This window comes from Marinomonas sp. FW-1 (genome assembly GCF_005222245.1).
GTDB lineage: Bacteria > Pseudomonadota > Gammaproteobacteria > Pseudomonadales > Marinomonadaceae > Marinomonas > Marinomonas alcarazii.
Map to the genome: position 1 here is coordinate 2576783 of NZ_CP025987.1, position 23745 is coordinate 2600527.

The 23745-nt window shown below is 43.4% G+C and carries 20 protein-coding genes; 12 read left to right on the forward strand and 8 right to left on the reverse strand.

The features are described from left to right. Positions 1-54 precede the first annotated feature (54 nt). The 5 genes from msrB to nagB all read right to left on the reverse strand — a co-directional run bounded on the left by msrB (position 55) and on the right by nagB (position 4022). The gene (gene msrB / locus C1X04_RS11995; protein ID WP_110573612.1) at positions 55-543 is read right to left on the reverse strand and encodes a peptide-methionine (R)-S-oxide reductase MsrB; all 489 of its coding nucleotides are present in this window, start codon (positions 541-543) and stop codon (positions 55-57) included. 215 nt (positions 544-758) lie between these two features. Continuing rightward, positions 759-968, reverse strand: a complete 210-nt coding sequence (locus C1X04_RS12000; RefSeq protein WP_110573614.1) for a cold-shock protein — start codon at positions 966-968, stop codon at positions 759-761. 215 nt (positions 969-1183) lie between these two features. Beyond that, positions 1184-2347: an N-acetylglucosamine-6-phosphate deacetylase gene (gene nagA, locus C1X04_RS12005; RefSeq protein WP_137170049.1), complete on the reverse strand. Its 1164-nt coding sequence runs from the start codon at positions 2345-2347 to the stop codon at positions 1184-1186. Further along, a complete protein-coding gene (locus tag C1X04_RS12010) occupies positions 2344-3225 on the reverse strand; it encodes a BadF/BadG/BcrA/BcrD ATPase family protein (RefSeq protein ID WP_110573619.1) in 882 nt (293 codons plus the stop codon). The genes nagA and C1X04_RS12010 overlap by 4 nt, the downstream gene beginning before the upstream one ends. Further along, positions 3222-4022 carry a glucosamine-6-phosphate deaminase gene (nagB, locus tag C1X04_RS12015; protein WP_110573621.1) on the reverse strand — a complete coding sequence of 267 codons (801 nt, stop codon included), beginning with the start codon at positions 4020-4022 and terminating at the stop codon, positions 3222-3224. Before nagB ends, C1X04_RS12010 begins: the two co-directional genes overlap by 4 nt. A 216-nt stretch (positions 4023-4238) precedes the next feature. Between nagB and C1X04_RS12020 the strand changes: the two genes are divergently transcribed. From C1X04_RS12020 to C1X04_RS12040, 5 genes are all read left to right on the forward strand, one after another. Then, positions 4239-5534 carry an ABC transporter substrate-binding protein gene (locus C1X04_RS12020; protein ID WP_110573623.1) on the forward strand — a complete coding sequence of 432 codons (1296 nt, stop codon included), beginning with the start codon at positions 4239-4241 and terminating at the stop codon, positions 5532-5534. Positions 5535-5650: 116 nt separating this feature from the next. Next, positions 5651-6586 carry a carbohydrate ABC transporter permease gene (locus C1X04_RS12025; protein ID WP_110573625.1) on the forward strand — a complete coding sequence of 312 codons (936 nt, stop codon included), beginning with the start codon at positions 5651-5653 and terminating at the stop codon, positions 6584-6586. Positions 6587-6596: 10 nt separating this feature from the next. Continuing rightward, a complete protein-coding gene (locus tag C1X04_RS12030) occupies positions 6597-7460 on the forward strand; it encodes a carbohydrate ABC transporter permease (RefSeq protein ID WP_110573627.1) in 864 nt (287 codons plus the stop codon). A gap of 34 nt (positions 7461-7494) precedes the next feature. Next, positions 7495-8610, forward strand: coding sequence for an ABC transporter ATP-binding protein (locus tag C1X04_RS12035; protein WP_137170050.1), 1116 nt, complete (start codon positions 7495-7497; stop codon positions 8608-8610). A gap of 65 nt (positions 8611-8675) precedes the next feature. Continuing rightward, complete coding sequence (locus C1X04_RS12040; RefSeq protein ID WP_110573631.1) at positions 8676-9431, forward strand: GntR family transcriptional regulator; 756 nt, start codon at positions 8676-8678, stop codon at positions 9429-9431. Between the two features lie 90 nt (positions 9432-9521). On the opposite strand, the gene C1X04_RS12045 is transcribed toward C1X04_RS12040, so the two are convergent. After that, complete coding sequence (locus tag C1X04_RS12045) at positions 9522-10850, reverse strand: DUF3422 family protein (protein ID WP_137170051.1); 1329 nt, start codon at positions 10848-10850, stop codon at positions 9522-9524. Positions 10851-11124: 274 nt separating this feature from the next. Here C1X04_RS12045 and C1X04_RS12050 point away from each other — a divergent pair, with 274 nt between their 5' ends. Then, positions 11125-11676: a hypothetical protein gene (locus C1X04_RS12050; protein ID WP_137170052.1), complete on the forward strand. Its 552-nt coding sequence runs from the start codon at positions 11125-11127 to the stop codon at positions 11674-11676. Between the two features lie 2 nt (positions 11677-11678). On the opposite strand, the gene C1X04_RS12055 is transcribed toward C1X04_RS12050, so the two are convergent. After that, positions 11679-12203 carry a lipocalin family protein gene (locus tag C1X04_RS12055; protein WP_137170053.1) on the reverse strand — a complete coding sequence of 175 codons (525 nt, stop codon included), beginning with the start codon at positions 12201-12203 and terminating at the stop codon, positions 11679-11681. Positions 12204-12309: 106 nt separating this feature from the next. On the opposite strand from C1X04_RS12055, the gene C1X04_RS12060 reads away from it, so the two are divergent. After that, positions 12310-13785 carry a glycoside hydrolase gene (locus C1X04_RS12060; RefSeq protein ID WP_254682254.1) on the forward strand — a complete coding sequence of 492 codons (1476 nt, stop codon included), beginning with the start codon at positions 12310-12312 and terminating at the stop codon, positions 13783-13785. 4 nt (positions 13786-13789) lie between these two features. Here C1X04_RS12060 and C1X04_RS12065 read toward each other — a convergent pair whose 3' ends face one another. Next, positions 13790-14509, reverse strand: a complete 720-nt coding sequence (locus C1X04_RS12065) for a 4'-phosphopantetheinyl transferase (RefSeq protein ID WP_175404939.1) — start codon at positions 14507-14509, stop codon at positions 13790-13792. A gap of 347 nt (positions 14510-14856) precedes the next feature. Between C1X04_RS12065 and C1X04_RS12070 the strand changes: the two genes are divergently transcribed. From C1X04_RS12070 to C1X04_RS12090, 5 genes are all read left to right on the forward strand, one after another. Continuing rightward, on the forward strand, positions 14857-15957 hold the full coding sequence (locus tag C1X04_RS12070) for an ABC transporter substrate-binding protein (protein WP_137170055.1): 1101 nt from the start codon (positions 14857-14859) through the stop codon (positions 15955-15957). Between the two features lie 354 nt (positions 15958-16311). After that, entirely contained in the window at positions 16312-17364 is a 1053-nt protein-coding gene (locus tag C1X04_RS12075; protein ID WP_110573643.1) for an iron ABC transporter permease, read from the forward strand. A 3-nt stretch (positions 17365-17367) separates the two neighbouring features. Then, positions 17368-18222 carry an ABC transporter ATP-binding protein gene (locus C1X04_RS12080; RefSeq protein WP_137170056.1) on the forward strand — a complete coding sequence of 285 codons (855 nt, stop codon included), beginning with the start codon at positions 17368-17370 and terminating at the stop codon, positions 18220-18222. Positions 18223-18289: 67 nt separating this feature from the next. Beyond that, positions 18290-19528 carry an MFS transporter gene (locus C1X04_RS12085; RefSeq protein WP_137170057.1) on the forward strand — a complete coding sequence of 413 codons (1239 nt, stop codon included), beginning with the start codon at positions 18290-18292 and terminating at the stop codon, positions 19526-19528. 159 nt (positions 19529-19687) lie between these two features. Beyond that, the gene (locus tag C1X04_RS12090) at positions 19688-23686 is read left to right on the forward strand and encodes a non-ribosomal peptide synthetase (protein WP_175404940.1); all 3999 of its coding nucleotides are present in this window, start codon (positions 19688-19690) and stop codon (positions 23684-23686) included. The last annotated feature ends 59 nt before the right edge of the window (positions 23687-23745 follow it).

Sequence of the window (23745 nt, forward strand, 5' to 3'; positions counted from 1 at the left end):
CGTAGCAAATTTAAAAAGGTTTCATTTTTTTTCAAAATAATTTAGAAATCGTATTTACGCGGGCTTAAAAACTAAAGAAATACCATTTAAGCAATGGCGTAATCCTGTTGGTTGCGGGCCATCATCAAAAATATGCCCCAAATGACTACCGCATCGACGGCAATGAACTTCTGTACGCTTCATAAAGAAACCATTGTCTTCTTTTGTTCCTATCGCATTTGGCAAACTATCATAGAAACTTGGCCAGCCTGTGCCGCTCTCATATTTAGTCTTACTGGGATAAAGAGGAAGATCACAGCCCTTACAATGATAGGTTCCCTCTCGCTTTTCACCCAGTAAAGGACTGCTACCAGCACGCTCCGTTTTTTCTTCTCTCATTACCTGATATTCAAAATCACTTAGCTTTGCTTGCCACTGCTTCTTACTGAGTACCACCTCAAAATCTTCATCAGAGGTTGAACTGGCAGCCATGACAGGCGCACTGAACGAATGAGCACCACCGATAACACAAGCAGTTGTTACGAGAAAGTTTCGACGATTCATAGCATCTTTCCTTATTAGTCTTAGGTTGTTGCAATATGACTACAAAGCAACAGATACATATAAATACGTAAAAACCTAAAGGAAAGTTTCAATTAGATAGGTAAAGAGCGCAACGAATTGGTACTCGCGCTTCCGTAAGAAGGCGTGATTTTTCAAACACAAAAAAGGGTAAGCTCCGAAGAACTTACCCTTTTTTAAATATTCTTAGTCGCTAATTAACGTACTGTAATATTTTCTGCTTGAGGACCTTTTTGGCCAGCAGTCACAACGAATTCTACTTGTTGGCCCTCAGCCAAAGTTTTGAATCCATCGCTTACAATAGCGCTGAAATGTGCGAACACATCTGGGCCAGACTCTTGCTCGATAAAACCAAAACCTTTCGTTTCGTTGAACCACTTAACGGTTCCTTTCACTGTATTAGACATAAATAATCACCTGAGTTTTAAATAGCCCTTTAGGGGCCGGTTTTGCAAAAAAAATAGACTTGTACTTAGAAACTTTCAGGACGAGGATTTTATGAATAAAACAACGTATTGCAGAGTTAATAATTTTAGACTTCTTTCTAGCTTGTGCCGCCATACTATAGAGATTAACTTTGGATAGATAGCTTTATTCCAACTTAATTAAAATAAGTTACTACCTACCCCCACACCTTTTGCCCATCAATCCATGTTGATTTGACAAAATAATCTTCGCTTAGACCGACAAGACTCGCTCGGTATCCCGCTTTAATACGACCAAAATCACCAGCTATCCCTAAAAACTCAGCAGGCCTTAAGGACGCCATTTGCAAGGCTTCCGTTGGTGACAGGCCTATTAGGTTAACGGCATTACGTACAGCGGTTGCCATATCTAAATCGGAGCCCGCTAACGTACCATCTTCAGTGGTGACTTTGCCCTCACTGCGCAATACTTTTTTACCTAAAAATGGCATTTCTTTTTCATCTGAACCCACACTCTGAATAGCATCTGTTACTAAAAGCATATGTTCACAGCCTTTTGCTGCAATTGCCACTCGCATACTTGCAGGATGCACATGATGCCCATCGGCAATTAAACCACACCAAGTTGGTATATCGGTCTGTAAAGCTGCACCAACCACACCAGGCTCACGGCTAATTAAAGGCGTCATGGCATTAAACAAATGCGTGAAGCCGCGGGCACCACTCATCACCGCTTGTCTTGCTTGATCATAACTCGCTGCAGAATGCCCAACACAAACGATAGCCCCTTCAGAAACCAACCATTCAATAAAACCTTCTGGCACTTGCTCTGGTGCCAATGTCACCATGAGCTTTCCACTTCGACTCACTTCTAATAACGTGGCAAGTTTACCTTCTGTGGGTTTGCGCAGCTTAGATTCATTATGAACACCTTTACGAATGGGATTAAGGTAAGGACCTTCATAATGCATCCCCAAAATACCCGCCATATTTTGCTTAAGAGCTTGGCAAACCGCTTGATGTGCTTGCGACATGATCTCGTAATCATCAGAAATCAATGTCGGCATCATAGCCACAGTACCAAATTGAGCATGCACAGCCACCATGCGCTCTAATGCTTCAATGGTCGGCGTATGGTTAAACAAGGCGCCGCCACCGCCATTGACATGCACATCAATAAACCCTGGCGCCAGAATATCAACCACGTCTGTATTTTCAGTGGATTGCTCAACAGCTAAATCAGCAACAGATGTAATAGAGTCAATCACTTGCCCTTTAAAGGTCACCTTTTGATTCGTGAGCCAGTTCTCTCCATCGAACAAACGCTTGGCAAACAAGGTTGTTAACTTATGTTCCATCATATTGCTTTCCTTCCTATTTGAGCTTTAGCCATCAAAATGGCACCCGCCATAGCGTCACCCTTTGGCTGACAAAAGTAAGGCGAAAAACGCTCTGGCAAATATTCTAAAATGGCCTCTGATACGCCGCCTACTAAAACAATCTTCTGAGCACCTTTAGCTATCAAAGCGTCTAGGTATTGACTCACCCACTCCACTTGTTGCTGGATAATTTTCAGGGCAATTGGGTCTTTCTGCTGGGCAAACTGAAATACCTGAACTGCAAACGCACCGTATTCTTTTGGCAATGGAGCTCTGTTTTGATACAAGACATATTCCTCTGCCGATAAAGAGAACTCAGCATTAATGCTGTCGGTAAAAGGTGTCGATGGAGAGATTCCATCCAAAGCCGCTAGTGAATACTCTAAAGCAGCAAGACCAATACGCGCCCCACTACCTTGGTCAGATAAGGGAAAACCCCAGCCACCAACAATATTGAATCGTTCATTTTGATAAACAACCCCACAGCTGCCTGTGCCCAATATCAATAACGCGCCATCTTCGCCATTAAAGGCCCCCAAACAAGCCGCGTGCGCATCGGTCAATAAGTAACGCTGCCCAAACGGTGATTTTTGAGCAATCACCAACTCTTGCTCCAGTGGCTGATTGGCACCCGCTAAACCTAAACCTAAGGTAATTTTTGCATAAACTTCGGGAGAAATATTGCCTTGATGGCACGCTTCAAGACAGGCGTTGATAATATTCTGCCAAGCCGCCTCAATACCGATTCTTGGATTACCTGAGCCACCGACGGCTTCACCTAAAACATTGCCATCACCATCAACCAAGCGGGCACGGCAAAAAGTACCACCGCCGTCCACACCAATATATAAACCGCTCATGCCAAACTTCCCTCGTGCAATTGTTGACGTTTTTGTTCACACCATTGGTAATATTCTTTTAACGTTAACAAACTAGCGGCTTCTTCATCTAATACTATGGTTGCCAATTCATGCAGTTGCAGTGCTGACGCTGGACACATGGCAGAAAGTGGGCCTTCAACCATGGCTTTAACCGCCTCTGCTTTCGCTTTACCAGTGGCCATTAACAGCACTGACTTGCTTTCTAAAATAGTACCAATTCCCATGGTTAGCGCTAAATGCGGCTGATACTCGCCTTCTTTAAAAAAACGTTTATTCGCAGCAACGGTCGATTCAGACAAGGTTTTGATGCGCGTGCGCGAAGCAAAACTAGAAGTAGGCTCATTAAAGCCAATATGACCATTTAAACCAATGCCCAAAATCTGTAAATCAATCCCACCCGCTTGCTGAATACTCACTTCATAATCTTGCGCACTTTTCTTTAAGGTGTCTGCATTTTGGCTCTCGGCCAATGGAACATATGTATTCGTTGCGACAATATCAATCGATTCAAACAGGTGTTGATTCATAAAGGTGCGATAGCTCTGCTGATGAGAATCGGCAATACCAATATATTCATCCAAATTAAAGCTGATGGTGTGCCGGAACGATACTTGCCTGGATTGATAACGCGCCACCAGCTCTTTGTACAAAGCAATGGGTGTAGACCCAGTCGCTAACCCTAAAACAGGATTCGTTTTGGTATTAATCACATCAACGACACGATCAGCCGCGAACAAGGCCACATCATGAGCGGATGGAAGAATGATGACTTGCATAAGAACCCTCTTTTCAGCCACGAAAACAAACCAATATAAGACCAATTAAAACGCAAGATCAAATTACTTTCCACAATTCTGTCATATTTATTTGCCTGAACGAATAATTGGTGCTAATTTTTAAAAAAATAAATACCTAAAAGATACCAATAAGACTTTAGAGACTAATAAAAAAGCAACCACATCACAATTGGAAAACACAATCGGAGAGTACTCATGTTAAATGTTCGTTCCGCTTTACTTCACAAAAAACCGGAAGCAAAAACGGTTACAAAGCTCACTTGCCTAGCGGCGATACTGCTTAGCAGTACTGGTATCGCGCAAGCGGCAGATGGTTTATCTATTGAAAGTTGGCGTAGTGACGATGCTAACATCTGGTCAGATGTTATTATTCCAGCCTTCAACAAAAGCCACCCAGACACAAAAGTTAACTTCGCACCAACCCCTCCAACTGAATACAACTCGGCACTGCAAGCAAAATTAAAAGCAGGTTCTGCTGGTGACTTAATCACTTGCCGTCCATTCGATACCGCTCTCGACCTTTATAAAGATGGTTACCTAGCCAACTTAAATGATTTAGAAGGTTTAAAACAATTCTCCGATGTAGCGAAAAGTGCTTGGGTAACAGATGATGGTAAAGACCAATTCTGTATGCCTGTTGCTTCTGTTTTACATGGTTTTGTTTATAACAAAGAAATATTTGAAGAGCTCAATTTATCGATTCCCAAAACACGCGATGAATTCTTTAGCACTCTAGAAACCATCAAGACTGAAAGCCGTTACATTCCGCTAGCTATGGGTACTGCTGACCAATGGGAAGCAGCCACAATGGGGTTCCAGAACATTGGCCCGAACTATTGGAAAGGCGAAAAAGGTCGTAAGGCACTATTAACAGGCGAAGCAAAGTTAACTGACAAAGCCTATGTGGACACTTGGAAAGAACTTTCCGAGTGGAAACCGTATCTGGGCAGAGGTTTTGAAGCGCAAAAATATTCTGATTCACAAAACCTATTTACTTTAGGCCGGGCAGCCATTTACCCAGCGGGCTCTTGGGACATTCAGACATTTAACAATCAGGCGGATTTTGAATTTGGCGCCTTCCCACCACCTGTGGCGAAATCAGGAGACACTTGTTACATCAGTGATCATACCGATATGGGGATTGGCATTAATGCGAACTCGACGAATAAAGAAGCCGCTAAAGTCTTCTTAAATTGGATGGCTAGCAAAGAATTCGCCACACTTTATGCGAATGCGGTACCAGGCTTCTTCCCATTGTCTAATCACCAAATCGACATCAAAGACCCTGTTGCACAAGAGTTTATGAGCTGGCGTCAGCAGTGCGAGTCGACCATTCGTAACTCTTATCAAATCCTATCTCGTGGTACGCCAAACTTAGAAAACCAACTATGGAATGTTAGTGCTCAGGTTATCAATGGCACCATGACACCAGAAGCAGCCGCCAAAGAAACACAGGACGGTTTGGAGCAATGGTACAAACCTCAGCAATAAGTGAAACCCTAGCCCTCCCCTTGAAGATAAAGGGGAGGGAATAAAACTAGCCTGCTCCTCCCCTTGCTAAGGGAGGCCGGGAAGGGGTTAAGATTAATAACCTTTTGAGATGAACTATGACGCCATCCAACCAACATGACGAAAAGAAACCTTTCCCATGGCACTTGGTGTTTTTCCTTGGGCCAGGATTGCTGATTTACGTTGTTTTCAGTGTTTACCCCTTGCTCGATACACTGGTATTAAGCCTGTACAACGAGCAACAAGGACAAAGCAACTTTGTCGGTTTGCAAAACTTTATCACCTTGATAACGGACGATACTTGGTCACAAGCTTTCTGGAATGCACTCGGCAATAACTTTAAATTTTTTGCGATCCATATGCTTGTACAAAATCCGATAGGTCTGCTTCTGGCGGTATTATTAAGCACACCAAAATTACGTCTCTCTGGCACTTATCGAACACTCATTTTTATGCCAACCATGTTATCTGTGGTTATCATCGGCTTTGTTTGGCAGTTGTTATTAAGCCCTATCTGGGGCATTTCAGAAGACTTTCTTTATAATATTGGCCTTGGCCAATACTTCGATGCATGGCTTGGCAAAGAAGGCAGCGCGCTAATTACTTTAGCCTTTATCTCCGTCTGGCAGTTTGTCGGTATTCCGATGATGTTGATCTACGCCACCTTGTTGAATATTCCTGATGATATTGTCGATGCCAGCGTGGTAGATGGCGCCAATTCATTCCAAACATTTTGGCACATTAAATTACCATTGATTTTACCGACCATCGCCATGGTCTCGATTTTGACGTTTGTGGCGAACTTTAATGCTTTTGAATTGATATACGCCGTGAAAGGCGCTCTTGCTGGACCTAACTTTTCAACGGATTTAATGGGGACCTTCTTCTACCGAACCTTCTTTGGTTTCCAGCTACAACAAGGCAGCGCTTCCATGGGTGCCGCGGTGGCTACACTGATGTTCTTAATCATTTTGGTGGGCGTTATGTTGTTCCTATTCTTTATTCAACGTCGCATTCAGCGATTCCAATTTTAAGGAGGCTATGATGAAACTATTAGATCGGCTAATGCCCGCCTCTGGAATAAGACAAGTCCCAAAAAGCGTCACGATACATGCAGTCTTATTGGCCTATACCGTAATTGCACTTTTCCCAATTATTGTTGTTGTGATCAATGCCTTCAAAGAGCGTCGGGCTATCTTCCGCGACCCACTCGGCTTGCCAGACAGTGACTCCTTTACCTTGGTGGGCTTCCAACAAGTACTTCTGAGATCTGACTTCGGTTTGTATTCGTGGAACAGCTTAGTCGTCACAATTTTGGCGGTTGGCTTAGTACTTTTACTGGGTGCTATGGCGGCTTGGGCACTGACGGAATACAAATTCAAAGGCAACTTGCTGATTACCTTTTTGTTTGCCATGGGCATCATGATCCCCATTCGATTGGGTACGGTAAGTATCTTAAGCCTAATGGTGAGCTTGGACCTTGTGAATACACTCACTGCTCTGGTGCTGGTGTACATAGCCCAAGGCTTACCGCTTGCTGTGTACATTTTGTCAGAGTTTGTGCGCACTATTCCCAAGGAGCTTACCGAGGCTGCCCGTTGCGATTCCGTTAGTGAATACAAAATTTTCTTTTGTGTCATCTTACCGCTACTGAAGCCCGCAATGGCGACCGTGGCTGTATTTACCATGATTCCGATTTGGAACGATTTATGGTTCCCGCTGATACTCGCGCCAGGTGAAGAAACTCGCACTATTACCCTTGGCGTACAGCAATTTGTGGGGCAATACGTCACCGACTGGAACTCAGTTTTGTCAGCGTTAACTTTGGCGATCGTTCCTGTGCTGATTCTATACACCATTTTTTCAAGACAATTGATCCGCGGCTTAACCAGCGGAGCGGTCAAATAATACTTTCTATCTTTGACCGTTGGAGGTTTATTTCATGGCAAGTGTAAAACTAAACAATATCAAAAAGCGCTTTGGCGATGTGGACGTACTTCATGGCATCGACCTTGATATAAAAGACGGCGAATTTGTCGTTTTGATTGGCGAATCCGGTTGCGGAAAATCGACTTTATTACGTTTACTGTCTGGATTAGAAGACATCACAGAAGGCGACTTATATATCGACGAAGAGCGCGTTAATGGGCGCTCACCAGCCAAACGTGGTATTGCTATGGTATTCCAATCCTATGCCTTATATCCGCACATGAATGTGTTCAAAAACATGGCGTTTGGCTTAAAAATCTCAGGCAAAGACAAACACTTTGTGAACAACAAGGTAATGGAGGCAGCAAAAAAGCTAAAGATTGATCATCTACTGGAACGATTACCTCGAGAGCTGTCTGGTGGCCAGCGCCAGCGTGTCGCCATAGGCCGCGCCATTGTACGAGACCCGAAAGTCTTCTTATTTGATGAACCTTTATCTAACTTAGACGCTTCCTTACGGGTTCAAACACGTGTCGAACTTGGCAAACTTCATCAGGAACTAAAAGCCACCGTAGTGTATGTGACTCATGACCAAGTTGAAGCCATGACATTAGGCGATAAAATCGTCGTCATGAACAAGGGACGTGTAGAACAAGTTGGCGCACCTTTGGATTTATATCACCACCCCAAAACCCAATTTGTTGCTGCTTTTATTGGTTCGCCAAAGATGAACTTTTTAACAGCCAAAATCAGTCAACCTGCCCCAGAAAACACGCAACTTGTGCTAGAATCCGGCCGTGCCATTCAGGCTTGCATTGATACGACATCGCTAAACAAAGGTGACATAGTGCAACTTGGCTTACGACCAGAACATATTGCGCTCGACTGCGAACACAATACCGTTGAAGGCACAGTTACTTTGATAGAGCACCTAGGTGAACTGTCCTATTTGTATGTCGATATCGGTCAGGAAGGCGAAATGGTGCTTAAGGTCGATGGCGATAATCAACACAAAGCGGGTGATAAAATCACATTTGGCATTCAACCTAATCGTTTGTATTTATTTGATCATCAAGGCAAGGCGTTAAAAAGGGTTAACGCCCATACGACTGCGACTATTCCCCTTTAACCCTGGAATATTTAGCCCTTAGCAATAACAAGTACGGGAACCCCTTCCCGTTCAGGACACTAACTATGAACCAAAATCGCGTTAATGAATTATTTGGCGCTGGCGAAGCACTGAGAGCAAAAGGTATTCCTCTCTATGTGCAGGTTAAAAAAGCCATTTTAGCGTCTATTTCTGCAGGTCGAGTGCTTGGCGGTGATACGCTGCCACCAGAGCGTGATCTGGCTAAATATCTTGATGTATCAAGGGTTACTGTACGCCGTGCCATCGACGAGTTAGTGAAAGAGGATGTATTAACGCAACGTCAAGGTGCTGGGACTTTTGTCAGCGAACGGGTTGAGCAACCACTGAACCACTTACGCAGCTTTACCGAAGTTATGGAAGCTCGCGGCAAAGCCATTACGTCTAAGTGGCTAGATCGATCTTTGGGAATGCCCCATGAAGATGAATGCAAAGCACTGAAATTATCTGCAGAGCAGGAGGTTGTGCGTTTTTATCGTTTGCGTTACGCCGACGGCAAACCCATGGCACTTGAGTTAGCAACGATTCCAAGCAATTACATTCTTAACCCTTTTGCGATGGAAGGGTCACTGTACGATTTATTAGAGCAACAAGGCTGCCGCCCTGTTCGTGCATTCCAGCGCTTACGAGCAATAAGTATTGATGAACAGCGAGCCCAGTTGCTCGATATCCCAGAGCTTAGCGCTGTGCTTTACATTGAACGTACCGCCGTCACGCAAGATGGCACGCCCATTGAATTTACGCGTTCATGGTTTCCTGGGGATTCCTATGATTTCGTGGCAGAAATTCATAATACGATCTAAAAAGCTTTAAAGCCGTGAACTGTTCCACATAAAAAAGGCTTTCTATTAGCGTTGTAGAAAGCCTTTTTAAATTGTTACATAGAGCAAGATCTAGCCTCCCTCTTTTGCTTTCGCTAATAGCAAAAAGCGTTTATGGATTTTTCGTGTCGCAAACCACACACTGCCAACCACAAGAGGTACTGACAAACCTATCACTAGGCTTTTATCAAAACTAACGCCTTTGTCGTACACGGCTTCGATCAAAAACTTCAATAACCCTACGCTGTAGTAACTAATCGCTGCAACAGACAAGCCTTCAACCGTATGTTGCATGGCAAGCTGAATTTTAGAGCGACGATCCATAGAGGTTAGCAACTGCTGGTTCTGAGATTGAATCGACATTTCTACTTGGGTGCGCATCATATCCGACACTCGGTCGATACGAGTCGAAAGGCTCTCTAAATGGTTCCCTGCCGTGTTACAAGTTCTTACTGCTGGCGTTAGTCGGCGTGTCATAAATTCGGTGATGGTCAAGTGCCCTGACACTTCGTCCTCTTTTAGTTCTGCTAAACACTTTAGTACTAGCTCATGATAGGCCCTTGTGGCACTGAACCGAAAAGAGGTCTTCGCTCGAGTTGCTTCTACCCAAGCTGCCATTTCAATTAACTCACCCAACAAAGCCTGCTCATCAAGAGTCTCTGTTGCATCAGATAAGCTGGCAGTGGTGTTCGCTAGCTCTTGATCCATAGCCACCAGCTCCGCGTTGTATTTACGCGCCATAGGCAGAGCCAATAATGCCATTAATCGGTAGGTTTCGATCTCAATAACCCGCTGCACCATTCGGCCTAACTGGCTGTCGCTCATGTTTTTGTTATAAATCAAAAAGCGACCACAGCCATCGCTGTGCAGCTGAAAACTCGTCCAAACTTGCGCATCGCCATTTTGCGGACGACTCCCTACTAAGCGCATTCCTTCAAAGTGACTTTTTACCAAGGCTAAATCTGGCTCTGGTATTGTGCGTGCGTCTTCAATCGCTATATGAAAAGCGGCAATGACGGCTCCTGGGATGGCAGACAGCCAATCCACAGGCAAACATGACAAAGCATTTTGATCAAAAAAGCCAAGACTGGAATCAACTTGACCACGGGTAATGATGTAAGACGTAAACTCTAAATGCTTATCGCGACGTATTTTACAATGCCCGAAATCCACTTCAATACAGGCCCCATCTTCTTTTGGAGGCGTGCCAGTAAAATATTGATAAAGCGCACAAAAATGTTCGAACTCAGCTTTCTTTTGCTCCGGCCTCAAAATGACCGCAAGATAGCTTACTCTGGCTGGGCTAGGAAGAACTTGGAAAGGACGAGAATGCAATTCTGCATACAAGGAGTCCCGTAATGGATGCACATCCAATCCGTACGAGTTGTTAACCTGATTCACTGTATTATTCCAACTAATATTGGTTAATGTCTGTTCAGCAAAATTACCAGTAAGATAAACGCTTAGGAAATAAAACCTATAATCTATAGGGCGATATCTTCAGTATTGAGCTTTTGCCTCTTCTTATCGCTCTAGCATATCATTAGACATTAAGATTTATACTAAACCTTAATTCTATACAGCATCGCTGCTTGATCAAGGTAAGGACACAAAACAAACCTAGGCTTATACTAGAGTCACATGAATTCAAGATAAAAAGCAGGTTACTACCCTAATGACGATCCCAATCATAAAGTCTAGCCTTTTAACACTTAGCTTAGCTATGGTGAGTGGCCTTTCGCACAGTAGCGACTTGGTAGAGTTTGGAAAAAAATGCTTAGTGAAAGAAGACCGCCTCAATAAAGCTAAAAATAGATTAGAAGCGCTGTCTCTTAGAGCGGAGCAAAATCACAGAGGCAAAAATAGATCACAGGATCAGTTAGATCGTTATCAAGCAGAAAAAGAGCTGCTAGAGATTGATATGACTGAATGCAACGAAACCACACCTAATAGCGCTTTTTGTCATCAAGTTCGCCTTAGATATAATGAGATCACCTATTTAATTCAAAGTACGAAAACGGAAAATGTCGGCAGTAATTGGGGCGGCAATGATGCCATCATTGATTATGAAATAACCAAAGACAACTTCAACCACCAATATGAGGAATTTCTTGCTCTATGTAGAGACTCAAATGCCCATTATACCCTGATACAAACCCCAGAGGCTTACGCTAAAGTTTGCTCAAGTGAGGCGGCTAAGCAATCGGTCACCTGCACATTGTTTTGATCTCACGTCCCCTTTGGGGTATGTACCACTGTCACCAACTTATCCATGGGGAAACCTAACGCTTCTGCTTTTGCTAATAACCGACGTTTCACGGCTTCAGGCATAGTTGGTGTGCGAGATAACAACCAAAAATAATCACGGCTAGGACCGGATATCATGGCATATTGATAGTCTTTTTGATCCAGTTCGAAAATAACATAAGCGCCATAAAAAGGCCCAAAAAACGATACCTTCAGATGCCCTACATTGGAAGAGTTAACAAAATAAGCCCGCCCTTCAGCTTCTCGCCATGCTTTATCTTCGGCCGAATAACCTCGATTCAAAACCGCTACTCCGCCATCTTCTCGCATAGAATACGTTGCAGTAACCTCTGACAAACCCTCTTCAAAAGCATGATCTTGGCGAACAATTTCATACCAAGTTCCCAAATAGCGCTCTAACTGAAACTGCGTCACAGGATCAATATTTTTAGGTGCGCTGGTACAGCCAGCTAATAAAAAAGTCATAATCCAAATTGAAAGTTTCATAACCGCGTCCTTTAAAAATCAAAATGCGCTTCTAAATAGTAGCATCACATAAATGTCATATATTTATTGCAGTCTAAAGAAAACCTTTTAATAGAGAAGAAGACTCTTGTTTAGCTCTAGACTGTTACGACCTTTGCATCAAAATAGACGCAACATTCGTCAAAACAAATCACTTGTTGTTCATCTTAACAGCACCACGCCTATTACCACTATAGAACCTAGGTACTTATCTTTCTCTATTGATATCTCGGTACTTGCTGGTGGCTTTTGGTGGGAAGGTAGCCAAGGGACACAACGAGGATTAGGCACCCAACGGGTCGAGCCTCTCGATTTACAGCAAGAAAAACTCGATTTATTAGTACAGGCTTTAGGGGCAGCGTACGTGCGCGTTGGTGGTTCGGAAGCCGACAATATCCATTACTTCACAACCCCCTCTACAACAGACAACCCTGAGGCGCTTATTGTGACCCAAGAAATGTGGCATCAGCTGCATGACTTTTGTCAGCGCAATGAATTGGGTCTTATGTTTACCATGAAATATGGCCTATTCGATCGCCGTCAACAAGGCAACTGGCAAGCCTACGAAGTCAAATCACTTTTGGAATACAGCCAAGCTCACGGGCAAAACATCGACATTTGTGAGCTGGGTAATGAGCTAAATGCTTATTGGGCATTTCATGGCCTCACATCCCAACCAAGCGCGAAAAGTCTCGCCAAAGATTATGATGTCTTTATTCGTTGTGTTCGACAATATAGCCCCAATAGCAAAATTGCTGGCCCAGGCAGTGCTTTCTGGCCCCGAATTGGTGAAGCCATAAAGCCATTTAGCAACCTATCCGCTTCGTTTCTAGAGTCCCTAGAAGAATCTCTCGACATTGTAGATTGGCACTATTACCCATTTCAAAGCAGCCGCTCTCCTGTCAAAACCCGAGCGGCCTCAATCAGCAACCTTCTTTCGCCAAATTCTCTTTTAGATTATGAAAAATATTCGCGCCAATTAGAGAAACTTCGCCATCAGCATCAACCCAACGCCCAATTATGGACCGGGGAAACAGGCTCAGCCCAGTGTGGCGGACAAGCAAAATTATCAGATCGCTTTGCTTCTTGTTTTTGGTGGGCTGACCAACTTGGCAGGGGCGCGAAAATCGGTCAAAAAGTCATGATAAGACAAAGCTTAATTGGCGGCGACTACGCACTTATCAACCGACAAACTCTCAACCCCAACCCAGATTATTGGGTAAGCTGGCTATGGGGCAAGCTCATGGGAGAACATGTTTTTGATGTGCAAAGTGATGACCCTTATGTACAAGTTTATTGCCATAGCGCCAAAAAAGCAGGCAAATGCACCCTGCTCATTATCAACATGTCGGCCAGCCCAAAAATTCTACAATGCAATGGCTTTGGATCGAAAAAGAAACGCTTTGAGATTACCGCAGATTCACTTACGTCAAAAAAGATACGCATCAACGGCCTAAAACCAAAATTCAGAAATGGCAAAGTGAAACTCAAAGACTTCCCTAAATTATCTAAGCTCAATCTCGTCAGCCCATACAGCATTAATTTTTGGTGTTTTACCGTATAAGCTGTCAACAATAGGCCCAAGTCATAATATGGTCATCCTGTATTTTATAGCGAGCATGTAAAGTAAAACCGGATCCGACAACGAAGCTTAATTGACGCCTAACCCGAAATTCGAACGCCTCATCATCAGTGGCAACCAAAGCGACGTCCAGAAAGTCAAAAAACTCACCAACCAGAGGAAATAAGGCTTTGTAAACACTTTCTTTGAGCGAGAATAACAATAAGGTCGATCGTTTTTTCTCCACGCCCATTGCTTCTAGTATTTCAAACTCAGACGCTAAACCTATTAGATTAGCCGCATCAAGCTTATCCGCATCATCAAGCAACTCTAGATCAATGCCAATGTGTTGAATCGCTTGTTTTGATCTTGGCAATATCACCGCAACGGCTTGCTTCTCAGTATGAGAAATACTGCCTATGTAGTCTTCTGGCCAAACTGGTGAGCCGTCTTTAGCCTTTGGAATATCTGTCAGAGGCAAATTTAAACAGCTTTGCCGATGACGAACAGCAAGCCGCCCGGCTAAAAAGCTTGTTTTACGCTTAGCTCTCCAATTGCTATAGCCTGACGGCTTTGCAATAGAGGCTTCATAGTCTGTCGCAACCAAAGACTCTTCTTTAAAAATAAGATGGCTCGCATATAAAACATGAGTACCAAACAACAGTATTTGCGTTTGGGAATAGCAATTCACTTTAACATCCATATAAAAGCTCAATATGAAGATCATACGGAGCAAATTTCCCTTACCAAGCGAGAAAAACGCTTGATTCATCCTATAACAACCTTACTAGGTGTTTAACGTAACTCCACTGTCTACAACGATATCCTGCGTAGTGACATGGTTCGGCATATCGGAGTCAAAGAACAATATCACTTGAATACCAGCCTGCTGAGCAATGTCCCCCATTAATTATAAGTTTTTTTAGCGCTATGCAAGCTTCCCCACACCCTAAATATGATAATGATTCTTAAAAACATCTTAAATCTTATTAATATCTTGAAAAATCTTGCTAAATTTTCGCCTATCCGTAATATCTCAAACAAAAATCATTCTCAATAAAAGGACATTCTTTAATGAATCCACGTGTACTGCTTATTTTAGCGTTAGGCATCTCTATTTTTGCTGGTTCCGTTCAAGCAAAAATGACGGTCATTAACGACGTTTTGGGTAGAAAAGTTGAACTAGACTTACCTGCCAAGCGTGTCATCTTAGGTTTTTACGCTGAAGATTACATGGCCATAGGTACTGAAAACGCATTAGATAATGTAGTTGGAATTTCTCGTGACACGTGGGAAGGATGGCGCCCTTCAAGCTGGAGCCTTTATACGAATTATCGTCCTTCGTTAAAGAGCATCCCTGATGTTGGAGAAGTAGAAGCTCAAACTTTCTCTATTGAAAAAGTCATCAGTCTTAAGCCGAGTGTTGTTCTTCTAGCTGATTGGCAATATAAAGGCCTTGGTACGGATGCCGAACGCTTAGAAAATGCAGGCATTCCAATTGTGGTTGTCGATTACAATGCTCAAACACTAGAGCGCCACATCAAGAGCACACAAATTATTGGTGAATTAACTGGGCAAGAAAAACGTGCTCAAGAAATCGCAGATGACTATAAACACACTATAGAATCAACCTTACAGCGTATAAAAGCCGCTAAACTACCAAAACCACGCACTTATGTTGAGTTTGGCAATAAAGGCCCGAGTCAATATAGTTTCACTTATGGTAAAAATATGTGGGGGGCAGTGATTACCATGATGGAAGGCGATAATATTGCTGCACCATTTGTAGAGTGGTGGGGACCAATGAACCCGGAGCAGGTTCTGGCTTCTCGACCTGAAGTTGTATTTCTAGCAGGCACAGAATCAGGTATGGCAGGCGATGCAATAGCCATGGGACAAGGTGTCGATAGAAAACTGGCTGAATCTCGTCTCGCGGGTTATAAAGCTCGCACTGGCTGGGACCAAATGCCAGCAGTAAAAAACAACCGCGTATACGGTATTTACCAAGGTGCTTCCCGTTCTATTTTAGATGCCTCTATGGTTCAGTTTATCGCTAAATCTATGTACCCTAGTTTATTCAAGGACATAGACCCAGAGCAGGAATACTTAAACTTTTATAAGAAGTATTTACCCATCATGCCAACAGGCACCTTTACCGCCCAAATATCAGAGTAAAATATGCCTCAACTCAGCCTATAAAGGAGGAGCATACGCTCTCTCCTCTATAGGCCTGTTCAGGCCCTTTTTAGGCCCAGCTTTTGCTCTATATTGAAATGACTCTTAAATGCACTTTAAATCGTAATAAAGTTCTTGATTAATTCTCATCTATCCGTAAGATTCCAAACAGAAATAATTCTCAATAAAAAAGGCTCATTAATGGATCTGCGTATAACCATGAGATTAGCCATCGATAGGGCTTTATACAAATGTTCAACATCTAGAAGCAGCAGATGCTTCAAATAACGCTATTAATCACATAGCCCAACTAGAGCGATACACCAAAAGCACACATATTCTTGGTAAATAATAATGCAATCAGCCCTAATCTCTGATGCCGTATCAAAGCAACGACACAGTGAAAAACGTCGTTGGACAGTCATCAGCATCTTACTCGCCGTTCTTGCCTTTTCTTTTGTATTAGATATCGCAACAGGCCCTTCTTTGCTAAACGTTAAAGATGTGGCTAAAGCGCTATTGAATCTTATTGGTTTTCCTGTCGAAGTAGATGCAACAACACAAGTCATTGTCTCCAGCTTACGCCTACCAATCGCGATTATGGCGATCGTTGTGGGTGGCGTATTAGGTGTGGGTGGCGCTGAAATGCAAACTCTACTTAATAACTCCATGGCGAGCCCCTACACCTTAGGAATGGCGGCCGCGGCGGGCTTTGGTGCTGCGATGATGTTGTATTTCGGCTCTTTAGGCATCAATACAAATATTGCCGTTCCATTAGGGGCCTTCATTTGCTGTATGCTAGCGGCCGCGTTTTTATTTGCCCTAGCAACCATGAGACACATCAGCTCAGGCCAACTTATCTTGGCTGGTATCGCATTGTTGTTTTTATTCCAGTCACTGCTATCACTTGTACAATTTGTCTCTTCTCCAGAATTAAGCCAACAAATCCTATTTTGGCTGTTCGGCAGCTTATCAAAAGCTTCTTGGTCTAATCTTGTCATTATTATCAGCGTGACGGTCATCTGTATGTTCTTTTTAATACGAGATGCGTGGAAGCTAACCGCATTGCGCTTAGGTGAAGAAAGAGCCAAAAGCCTTGGAGTGAACATCACTCAACTTAGGTTACGTACTTTAATAATCGTTGCCGTTATGACGGCAACAGTGACCAGCTTTGTAGGCATTATTGGATTTGTCGGCATTGTGGCGCCTAACATCGCGAAGATGTTAGTAGGAGAAGATCAACGCTTCTTTTTGCCTTTGTCATTTATTATAGGGGCGTTTTTACTCTCTAGTGCATCAGTGTTGTCTAAAGTAATCGTGCCTGGCGCACTCTTCCCAATCGGCATTGTCACTGCCATCATTGGTGTGCCCTTCTTCTTTTGGCTGATTTTAGGTAAAAGGCGCTAAACTATGCTGACAGTAAATAACCTTAACGTCACTTTAGACACCCTCGTTCTAGCAAATGATATGTCCTTTGCTTTAGAGCCAGGTAAAGTAAACGTGATTATCGGACCAAACGGTACAGGCAAAAGCACACTTCTAAAAACGTTGTTTGGCGACATTCAAGCTAAATCCGGTGTGGTGTCTTTTGAAAACGAAACACTTCAGCGCAAGCAGCTGTCTCGATGGCGCAAACAATTTGGCTATATGCCCCAAGACATTCGTCTTGATGTTGAGTTAAGCGTTTTAGAAGTGGTGTTACTGGGACAATTAAATACTCTAGGGTTTCGCTTGGATGACAGCGTTATCGAAGAAGCGCTCTCTGCCTTAGATAAAATTGGCCTGCTGCATCTTGCCGATCGACAGGTCAATAAGCTGAGTGGTGGCCAATGCCAGATGATCTTATTCGCTCAAGCTTTGATGCGTAAACCCAAAATCCTCATGCTAGACGAGCCTGTCAGCGCATTGGATCTGCACTTTCAGCACGTTCTTCTTGATCATCTAGATGCGCAAACCAAAGAACAAGGCTGGGTTACCATCATGGTGCTTCACGATCTAAATCTTGCCGCGCAATATGCTGACAACCTCTTAGTTCTCAAAGATGGTAAGCTCGTTGCCAATGGTTACCCAAGTGATATTCTCACACCTTCTTTGGTTAAAAATGTCTATAACGTCAACGCAGACATCACAAAAGACTCTGCCGGTATCCCTTTTGTACGCACGATTAGAAATACGCGGACAACTTCCTCCAGCAAAACCTCAGAATCAAATAACCTGTCAGGAACGAGAAAAAAGATAATAAGCATCGCTGAAGGTGCTATCTGATTCTTCTTAAGACAGCAAAACCCTTGCTTCAAGGTATTATTCCATTAAGGCTTACAGTCACAACATCATGTTTTCGAAACACCTACTAAAAGATTGGCACTTACTCTCTCCAGCAGGACGAGTTTTGGTCATCAACGGCTTCACTTTCAATCTTGGCTTTTACATGTTACTGCCTTATCTAGCCGATCATTTGCAGCATAATTTGGGCATCAGTGGTTGGTATGTGGGCGTGATCATAGGGCTTAGAGTATTAAGCCAACAAGGCATGTTTCTGGTAGGCGGAACTTTAGGTGACAGATTAGGCTACAAACGCCTTATTCTATTAGGCTGCGCTGTACGTATCATTGGTTTTACTTTACTTGGTATTGGTCAAACGGTTCCCGTCCTAATCTTAGGGGCATTTTGTTCTGGCTTTGCTGGCGCCCTTTTTACACCAAGCAGCCAAGCTTATTTAGCCTCCGAATACCCAGAGCAAAAAGCTAGAGACAAAGTATTCGCGCTGCAAAACGTCACATCCGGAGCAGGAATGCTGCTAGGGCCATTGGTAGGTTTATCTCTTCTTTATTTCGATTTCGCTTTAGTTGGTGTCATTTCAGCGGCTTTATTTACTGTCTTACTGGTCATTCAATGGCGTTATTTACCTGAGTTGGCATCACAAAGAAACACCACACACGCCCACTCAAAATTTTGGCAACAATGGGGACAAATGCTTACACACAAAGCCTTTATGCAATTTGTCCTGTGCTCTTCCGTTTACCACTTACTGTTTCATCAATTGTATATTGCTGTTCCTCACGAAATACGTGCCATCACTCAAGATGTCAGCATTATCACTTGGGTTTTCGCTACTTCTTCTATCTTGGGCGTGTTAATGCAAATGCCTGTCAGTCGGTTCGTAGAATCCTATTTGGGAACAGCACGCGGAATCGGCTTAGGCATGGCTATGATGGGCTCTAGCTATTTGTGGCTCAACCTTAGTTTCTCTTCGTTACCGGCACTGCCCTTTATCCTTTGTGCCGTGTTTTTTAGCCTTGGCTCAATGTTAGTGTTCCCGCTGTTAGGTGCTTATGTCCCTAAATTTTGTTCTCCCAAAGAACTAGGTAGCCATTACGGATTGTATTCGTGTGTGGGAGGTGTTTACGCTTTTATCGGCAACATCACCACCGGCTGGCTATTGTCTTCCACCAGCATACATCACGGCTGGGTATGGTCAGGTTTAGCAAGCTTTGGCATTTTGTCTGGAGCACTGCTTTTCTTGCAAGTGAACCAACATATTAAGCGTCAAAACGTAAGTTTAATACGTTAAAACAACGCACCACTCCCCTTCTATTTTTTACACTTATTCTTATGTAAATTATTACTTAACAGCTTAATACTAAGGTAACTTTATGTTAATTTAAGTAAATGTTAAGCGTACTTTAATCACACGCTTCAAATGGACTATTTTTTTTGCAGGAGCAAACAAATGATTAAAAGTCATAGTAATTGCTATGGTTCAAAAGAACCTATTTCTCAACAATCATTTGCCCTACCTCTTTCTACTGCCCAACGAGGGCAATGGATCGCCCAGAAACTAGCCCCTAAAGACACTGCCTTTAATATTGCCGAATACCTTGAATTGAAAGGGTTCATTGACGTCATTCACTTTACTTCAGCCATCAGCCAGCTCATCCGCGAAGCCGATTGCATTCGCTGCCAAATTATTGAAGAAAATGACACAACCTCACAGATAATCCATCAAAATGACGAAGGGTATTTTTCGTTACTGGATATGAGCGATAACGACGACCCACATCAAGCTGCGATGAGGTGGATGACAGAGGATATGATGCAACCCCTTACCAAAGCGGGTGATAAATTATGGCGCAGCGCCCTTATTAAAATAGCCAATAACCATTACTACTGGTACCACCGCTGCCACCATGTCGCTTTAGACGGTTTTGGGGGTAATTTATTGACCCTTAGACTCGCTCAGATATACAACGCACTGATTAACAACCAGGACGCAGGAGCCAACCCTTTTGGCTCTCTGGCAACACTCATAGAAAGCGAGAATGAATATAAGTCTTCTAAACGCTATAAGAAAGACCGTCAGTACTGGCTAGAAAACCTAATTGACTTGCCTGACCCCACATCACTATCACAAAGAATCGACCCTTCCCAAGATCAAAAACCATTACGTCAATCGTTAACAATATCGCAAACACTAAAAGACACGCTAAGCACTGTTGGACAACAGGTTAATGCCAGCCTACCGCAAACCCTCATCGCACTTGTTGCCGCGTATTTTTACAGAATGACAGGCTCGAATGATTTAGTGTTTGCTATGCCGGTTACAGCGAGAACCCAACGCGCCCAACGCAACACCCCAGGTATGATGGCCAACGCCGTCCCTATCCGACTAAGCTTATCAACTGAAATAACATTAGATGAATTAATTACCCAAGTCTCTAAAGTAGTACTAAAAGCCCTCCGTCATCAGCAATATCGCTATGAAGACCTAAAGCGTGACCTAGGACTAATGTCTGCAGGACAGCAAATTGCTTCACTGGGTGTCAACATTGAACCCTTTAACTATGATTTAACATTTGGCAATTGTTCGACCTCTTTGCACAACTTGAGCAATGCTTTAATAGATGATCTCACCGTTTTCGTCTTCGATCGCAACGATAATAATGGCCTACAAATTGAATTTGATGCCAATCCAACTCGGTATACTCGAAAAGAGTTAGAAAACCATTTAGTGCAATTTGAGAACCTAATAAACAGCATGATACTTGCGCCAAGCAGCCCTATCAGTAAGGCGGCGCTATTAAGCGAAAGTGAACGCTATAAAATTTTACACAGTTGGAACGATACCGTAGCCCCAATACCGCAAGAATCCGTTGTGGAGAGCTTTATAAAGCAGGCTAAATGTAGCCCGCTTGCGCCTGCCGTCTCTTCGGGTCAAGGCTCGTTAAACTATTTGCAGCTCGATGCACTCTCTAATGCTTGGGCCAACAAACTCATAAAAGAGCAAGTTCGCCCTGGTGATTTAGTCGCGATTGCACTCACTCGCAACATGGATATGCTCGTTGCCCTTTTAGGTACCCTAAAGGCCGGCGCGGCGTATCTCCCCTTGGACCCTGATTTTCCAGAGGAACGTCTTCGCAGCATACTCGAGGACGCGCAACCCAAATTAATACTCAGTTGCCACAGTGCTCAAGAACAACTTCCTAAGACCACAACTCCTTGCATATTAATAGACGATCAACACACCGATATTTCATTAGACCCAAGTGTCTCTCACCCTACGGGGCTGACTATTTCAAAGAACAGCTCGGCGTATGTAATCTACACATCTGGCTCTACGGGGCGACCTAAAGGTGTAGAAATTCCGCATAGCGCTTTGATGAATTTTTTATACGCTATGCAAAAAGAGCTCAACCTTACAAGCAAAGATAAATTCTTAGCAGTGACAACCATTTCATTCGACATTTCTATCCTTGAGTTATTCTTACCATTGACCGTAGGTGCATCTGTTGTCATTGCCGATAGAAAAACGGTTCGTGATCCTCAAGCTTTAACGGAACTTGCGGTTAATAAAGGCGTCACTCTACTCCAGGCCACGCCTTCTCTTTGGCAGGCACTATTGCCAACCTACAGCAATGAATTGCATGGCATTAAACCTTTAGTTGGAGGAGAAGCTTTACCAGGCCATTTAGCTCAAACGATGGCAAAGCTTGGACACCCTGTTATCAACCTCTATGGACCAACAGAAACCACTATCTGGTCAAGTATTATGCCGCTTGTTAATCAGGCAGATCTTCGTCAACCACCTATTGGTAAACCTATCCTGAATACCCAAATGTATGTATTAGACCACGCTATGGAACCAACGCCGGTTGGTGTCACAGGGGACTTGTATATTGCAGGAGAAGGTTTAGCGCTAGGTTATTACCAACGCCCAGACTTAACAAACGAACGTTTTTTACCTAACCCCTACGGTAGCGAAGGAAGCCGCCTGTATGTCACAGGAGATAAAGCTCGCTGGCGACAAGACGGCATACTGGAATACCAAGGCCGTGACGATCACCAAATTAAGATTCGTGGCTTCCGTATCGAAATCGGTGACATAGAATCTGCTTTACTCACGTGTCGTGAAGTGAGTCAGACCGTCGTCGTAGCACAAACATCTCCAAACGGAGATAAGCAACTGGTCGCCTATGTTATACCGGTCGACAGCCAACTAGACACGGGCATATTACGTAACCAATTAATAAAAGTCCTGCCGGATTATATGGTTCCAGCTCACTTCATTTTACTAAACGATATGCCATTAACACCAAACGGCAAAGTAAACCGCAAGGCCCTCCCTTTGCCGACTTGGCAGGCTTCTAATAGTTATGTGAAACCCAGAAACCAGCTCGAAGAGATGTTAGCAAATCTATGGGCCGAAACGCTTGGACTGAAATTGGTCGGCATTCATGACAACTTTTTCGAAATTGGCGGTGACTCTATATCAGCCACAAAAATTTTGAATCACATTCAGAAAAACCTGCTCATTGAAGTACCTCTTGGCGTTCTATTTAAAGCCTCAACCATTGCAGAGCTTTCTGACTATCTAAGTCATAGCGATGACTGGGACCCCATGATTGGCATGTTGCCAATTAAATCCAGCGGTACAGAAAAGCCACTATTTTGCATCCATCCGGCACTTGGCCTAGCTTGGGGTTATGCTGGGCTATTACGTCATTTACCTAAATCAACACCTGTTTATGGTTTACAAGCAACGGGGTTACGTCATGCTTCCCGCTTGCCAGAATCCATCGAAGAAATGGCAGAAGAGTACATACAACAAATAAAGCGCATTCAACCTGAAGGGCCATATCGTTTATTAGGTTGGTCTTTTGGTGGTTTGGTTGCTCATGCAATTACTGAAAAACTGCAAGCTGAGAATAATGTCGTGTCCTTTTTGTGTATGCTGGACAGCTATCCGTATAAAGTTGGCTACCAACAACCTGAGAATGAAGCCGATATTGTCAGAGCGGCTCTGCTATTCCTTGGCTATGACCTTAGTACGTTAGAACAACTACCGATTAACAAAGAAGAGTTAGCCTCTCTCTTATGGCGAGATTACGATGATTCTTCCATGGCTGTGGTACAAGACATTCAAAAAAGCCAAGCAGACATCATGGATAGAGTTCAAATAATTATTGAAAATAATCTTAAATTAGCAAGTCACTTTAAACCAAAAACGGTAGAAGCAGACCTGCTATTTTTTGTAGCGGATGAAAGCGCAAATGGTTCAATGGGGAACATCCTTGAACACCAATCAAACGCTTGGACATCAAGAGTAACAGGTGCAATAGAGGCTCATAATATTCCTTGCCGACATCAAGACATGCTGGATTCTGAGCCTCTCGATATTATTGGCCCAATCCTCAGAGAACACTTAATGAAAGAGTCATCTGAAAAGATCTAAGCCAAGTCACTACAACAGAAATAGCATTATGCTTAATGCTATTTCTGTTGCCTCTTTCA

What these genes read in the sequence shown, in the direction of transcription:
- C1X04_RS12040 (WP_110573631.1), top strand. Translation starts at nt 8,676, where the DNA reads ATGAACCAAAATCGCGTTAATGAATTATTTGGCGCTGGCGAAGCACTG.
- C1X04_RS12085 (WP_137170057.1), top strand. Translation starts at nt 18,290, where the DNA reads ATGTTTTCGAAACACCTACTAAAAGATTGGCACTTACTCTCTCCAGCA.
- C1X04_RS12065 (WP_175404939.1), bottom strand. Translation starts at nt 14,509, where the DNA reads ATGATCTTCATATTGAGCTTTTATATGGATGTTAAAGTGAATTGCTAT.
- C1X04_RS12090 (WP_175404940.1), top strand. Translation starts at nt 19,688, where the DNA reads ATGATTAAAAGTCATAGTAATTGCTATGGTTCAAAAGAACCTATTTCT.
- C1X04_RS12055 (WP_137170053.1), bottom strand. Translation starts at nt 12,203, where the DNA reads ATGAAACTTTCAATTTGGATTATGACTTTTTTATTAGCTGGCTGTACC.
- C1X04_RS12030 (WP_110573627.1), top strand. Translation starts at nt 6,597, where the DNA reads ATGAAACTATTAGATCGGCTAATGCCCGCCTCTGGAATAAGACAAGTC.
- C1X04_RS12080 (WP_137170056.1), top strand. Translation starts at nt 17,368, where the DNA reads ATGCTGACAGTAAATAACCTTAACGTCACTTTAGACACCCTCGTTCTA.
- msrB (WP_110573612.1), bottom strand. Translation starts at nt 543, where the DNA reads ATGAATCGTCGAAACTTTCTCGTAACAACTGCTTGTGTTATCGGTGGT.
- C1X04_RS12020 (WP_110573623.1), top strand. Translation starts at nt 4,239, where the DNA reads ATGTTAAATGTTCGTTCCGCTTTACTTCACAAAAAACCGGAAGCAAAA.
- C1X04_RS12025 (WP_110573625.1), top strand. Translation starts at nt 5,651, where the DNA reads ATGACGCCATCCAACCAACATGACGAAAAGAAACCTTTCCCATGGCAC.
- C1X04_RS12035 (WP_137170050.1), top strand. Translation starts at nt 7,495, where the DNA reads ATGGCAAGTGTAAAACTAAACAATATCAAAAAGCGCTTTGGCGATGTG.
- nagA (WP_137170049.1), bottom strand. Translation starts at nt 2,347, where the DNA reads ATGATGGAACATAAGTTAACAACCTTGTTTGCCAAGCGTTTGTTCGAT.
- C1X04_RS12050 (WP_137170052.1), top strand. Translation starts at nt 11,125, where the DNA reads ATGACGATCCCAATCATAAAGTCTAGCCTTTTAACACTTAGCTTAGCT.
- C1X04_RS12075 (WP_110573643.1), top strand. Translation starts at nt 16,312, where the DNA reads ATGCAATCAGCCCTAATCTCTGATGCCGTATCAAAGCAACGACACAGT.
- nagB (WP_110573621.1), bottom strand. Translation starts at nt 4,022, where the DNA reads ATGCAAGTCATCATTCTTCCATCCGCTCATGATGTGGCCTTGTTCGCG.
- C1X04_RS12010 (WP_110573619.1), bottom strand. Translation starts at nt 3,225, where the DNA reads ATGAGCGGTTTATATATTGGTGTGGACGGCGGTGGTACTTTTTGCCGT.
- C1X04_RS12070 (WP_137170055.1), top strand. Translation starts at nt 14,857, where the DNA reads ATGAATCCACGTGTACTGCTTATTTTAGCGTTAGGCATCTCTATTTTT.
- C1X04_RS12000 (WP_110573614.1), bottom strand. Translation starts at nt 968, where the DNA reads ATGTCTAATACAGTGAAAGGAACCGTTAAGTGGTTCAACGAAACGAAA.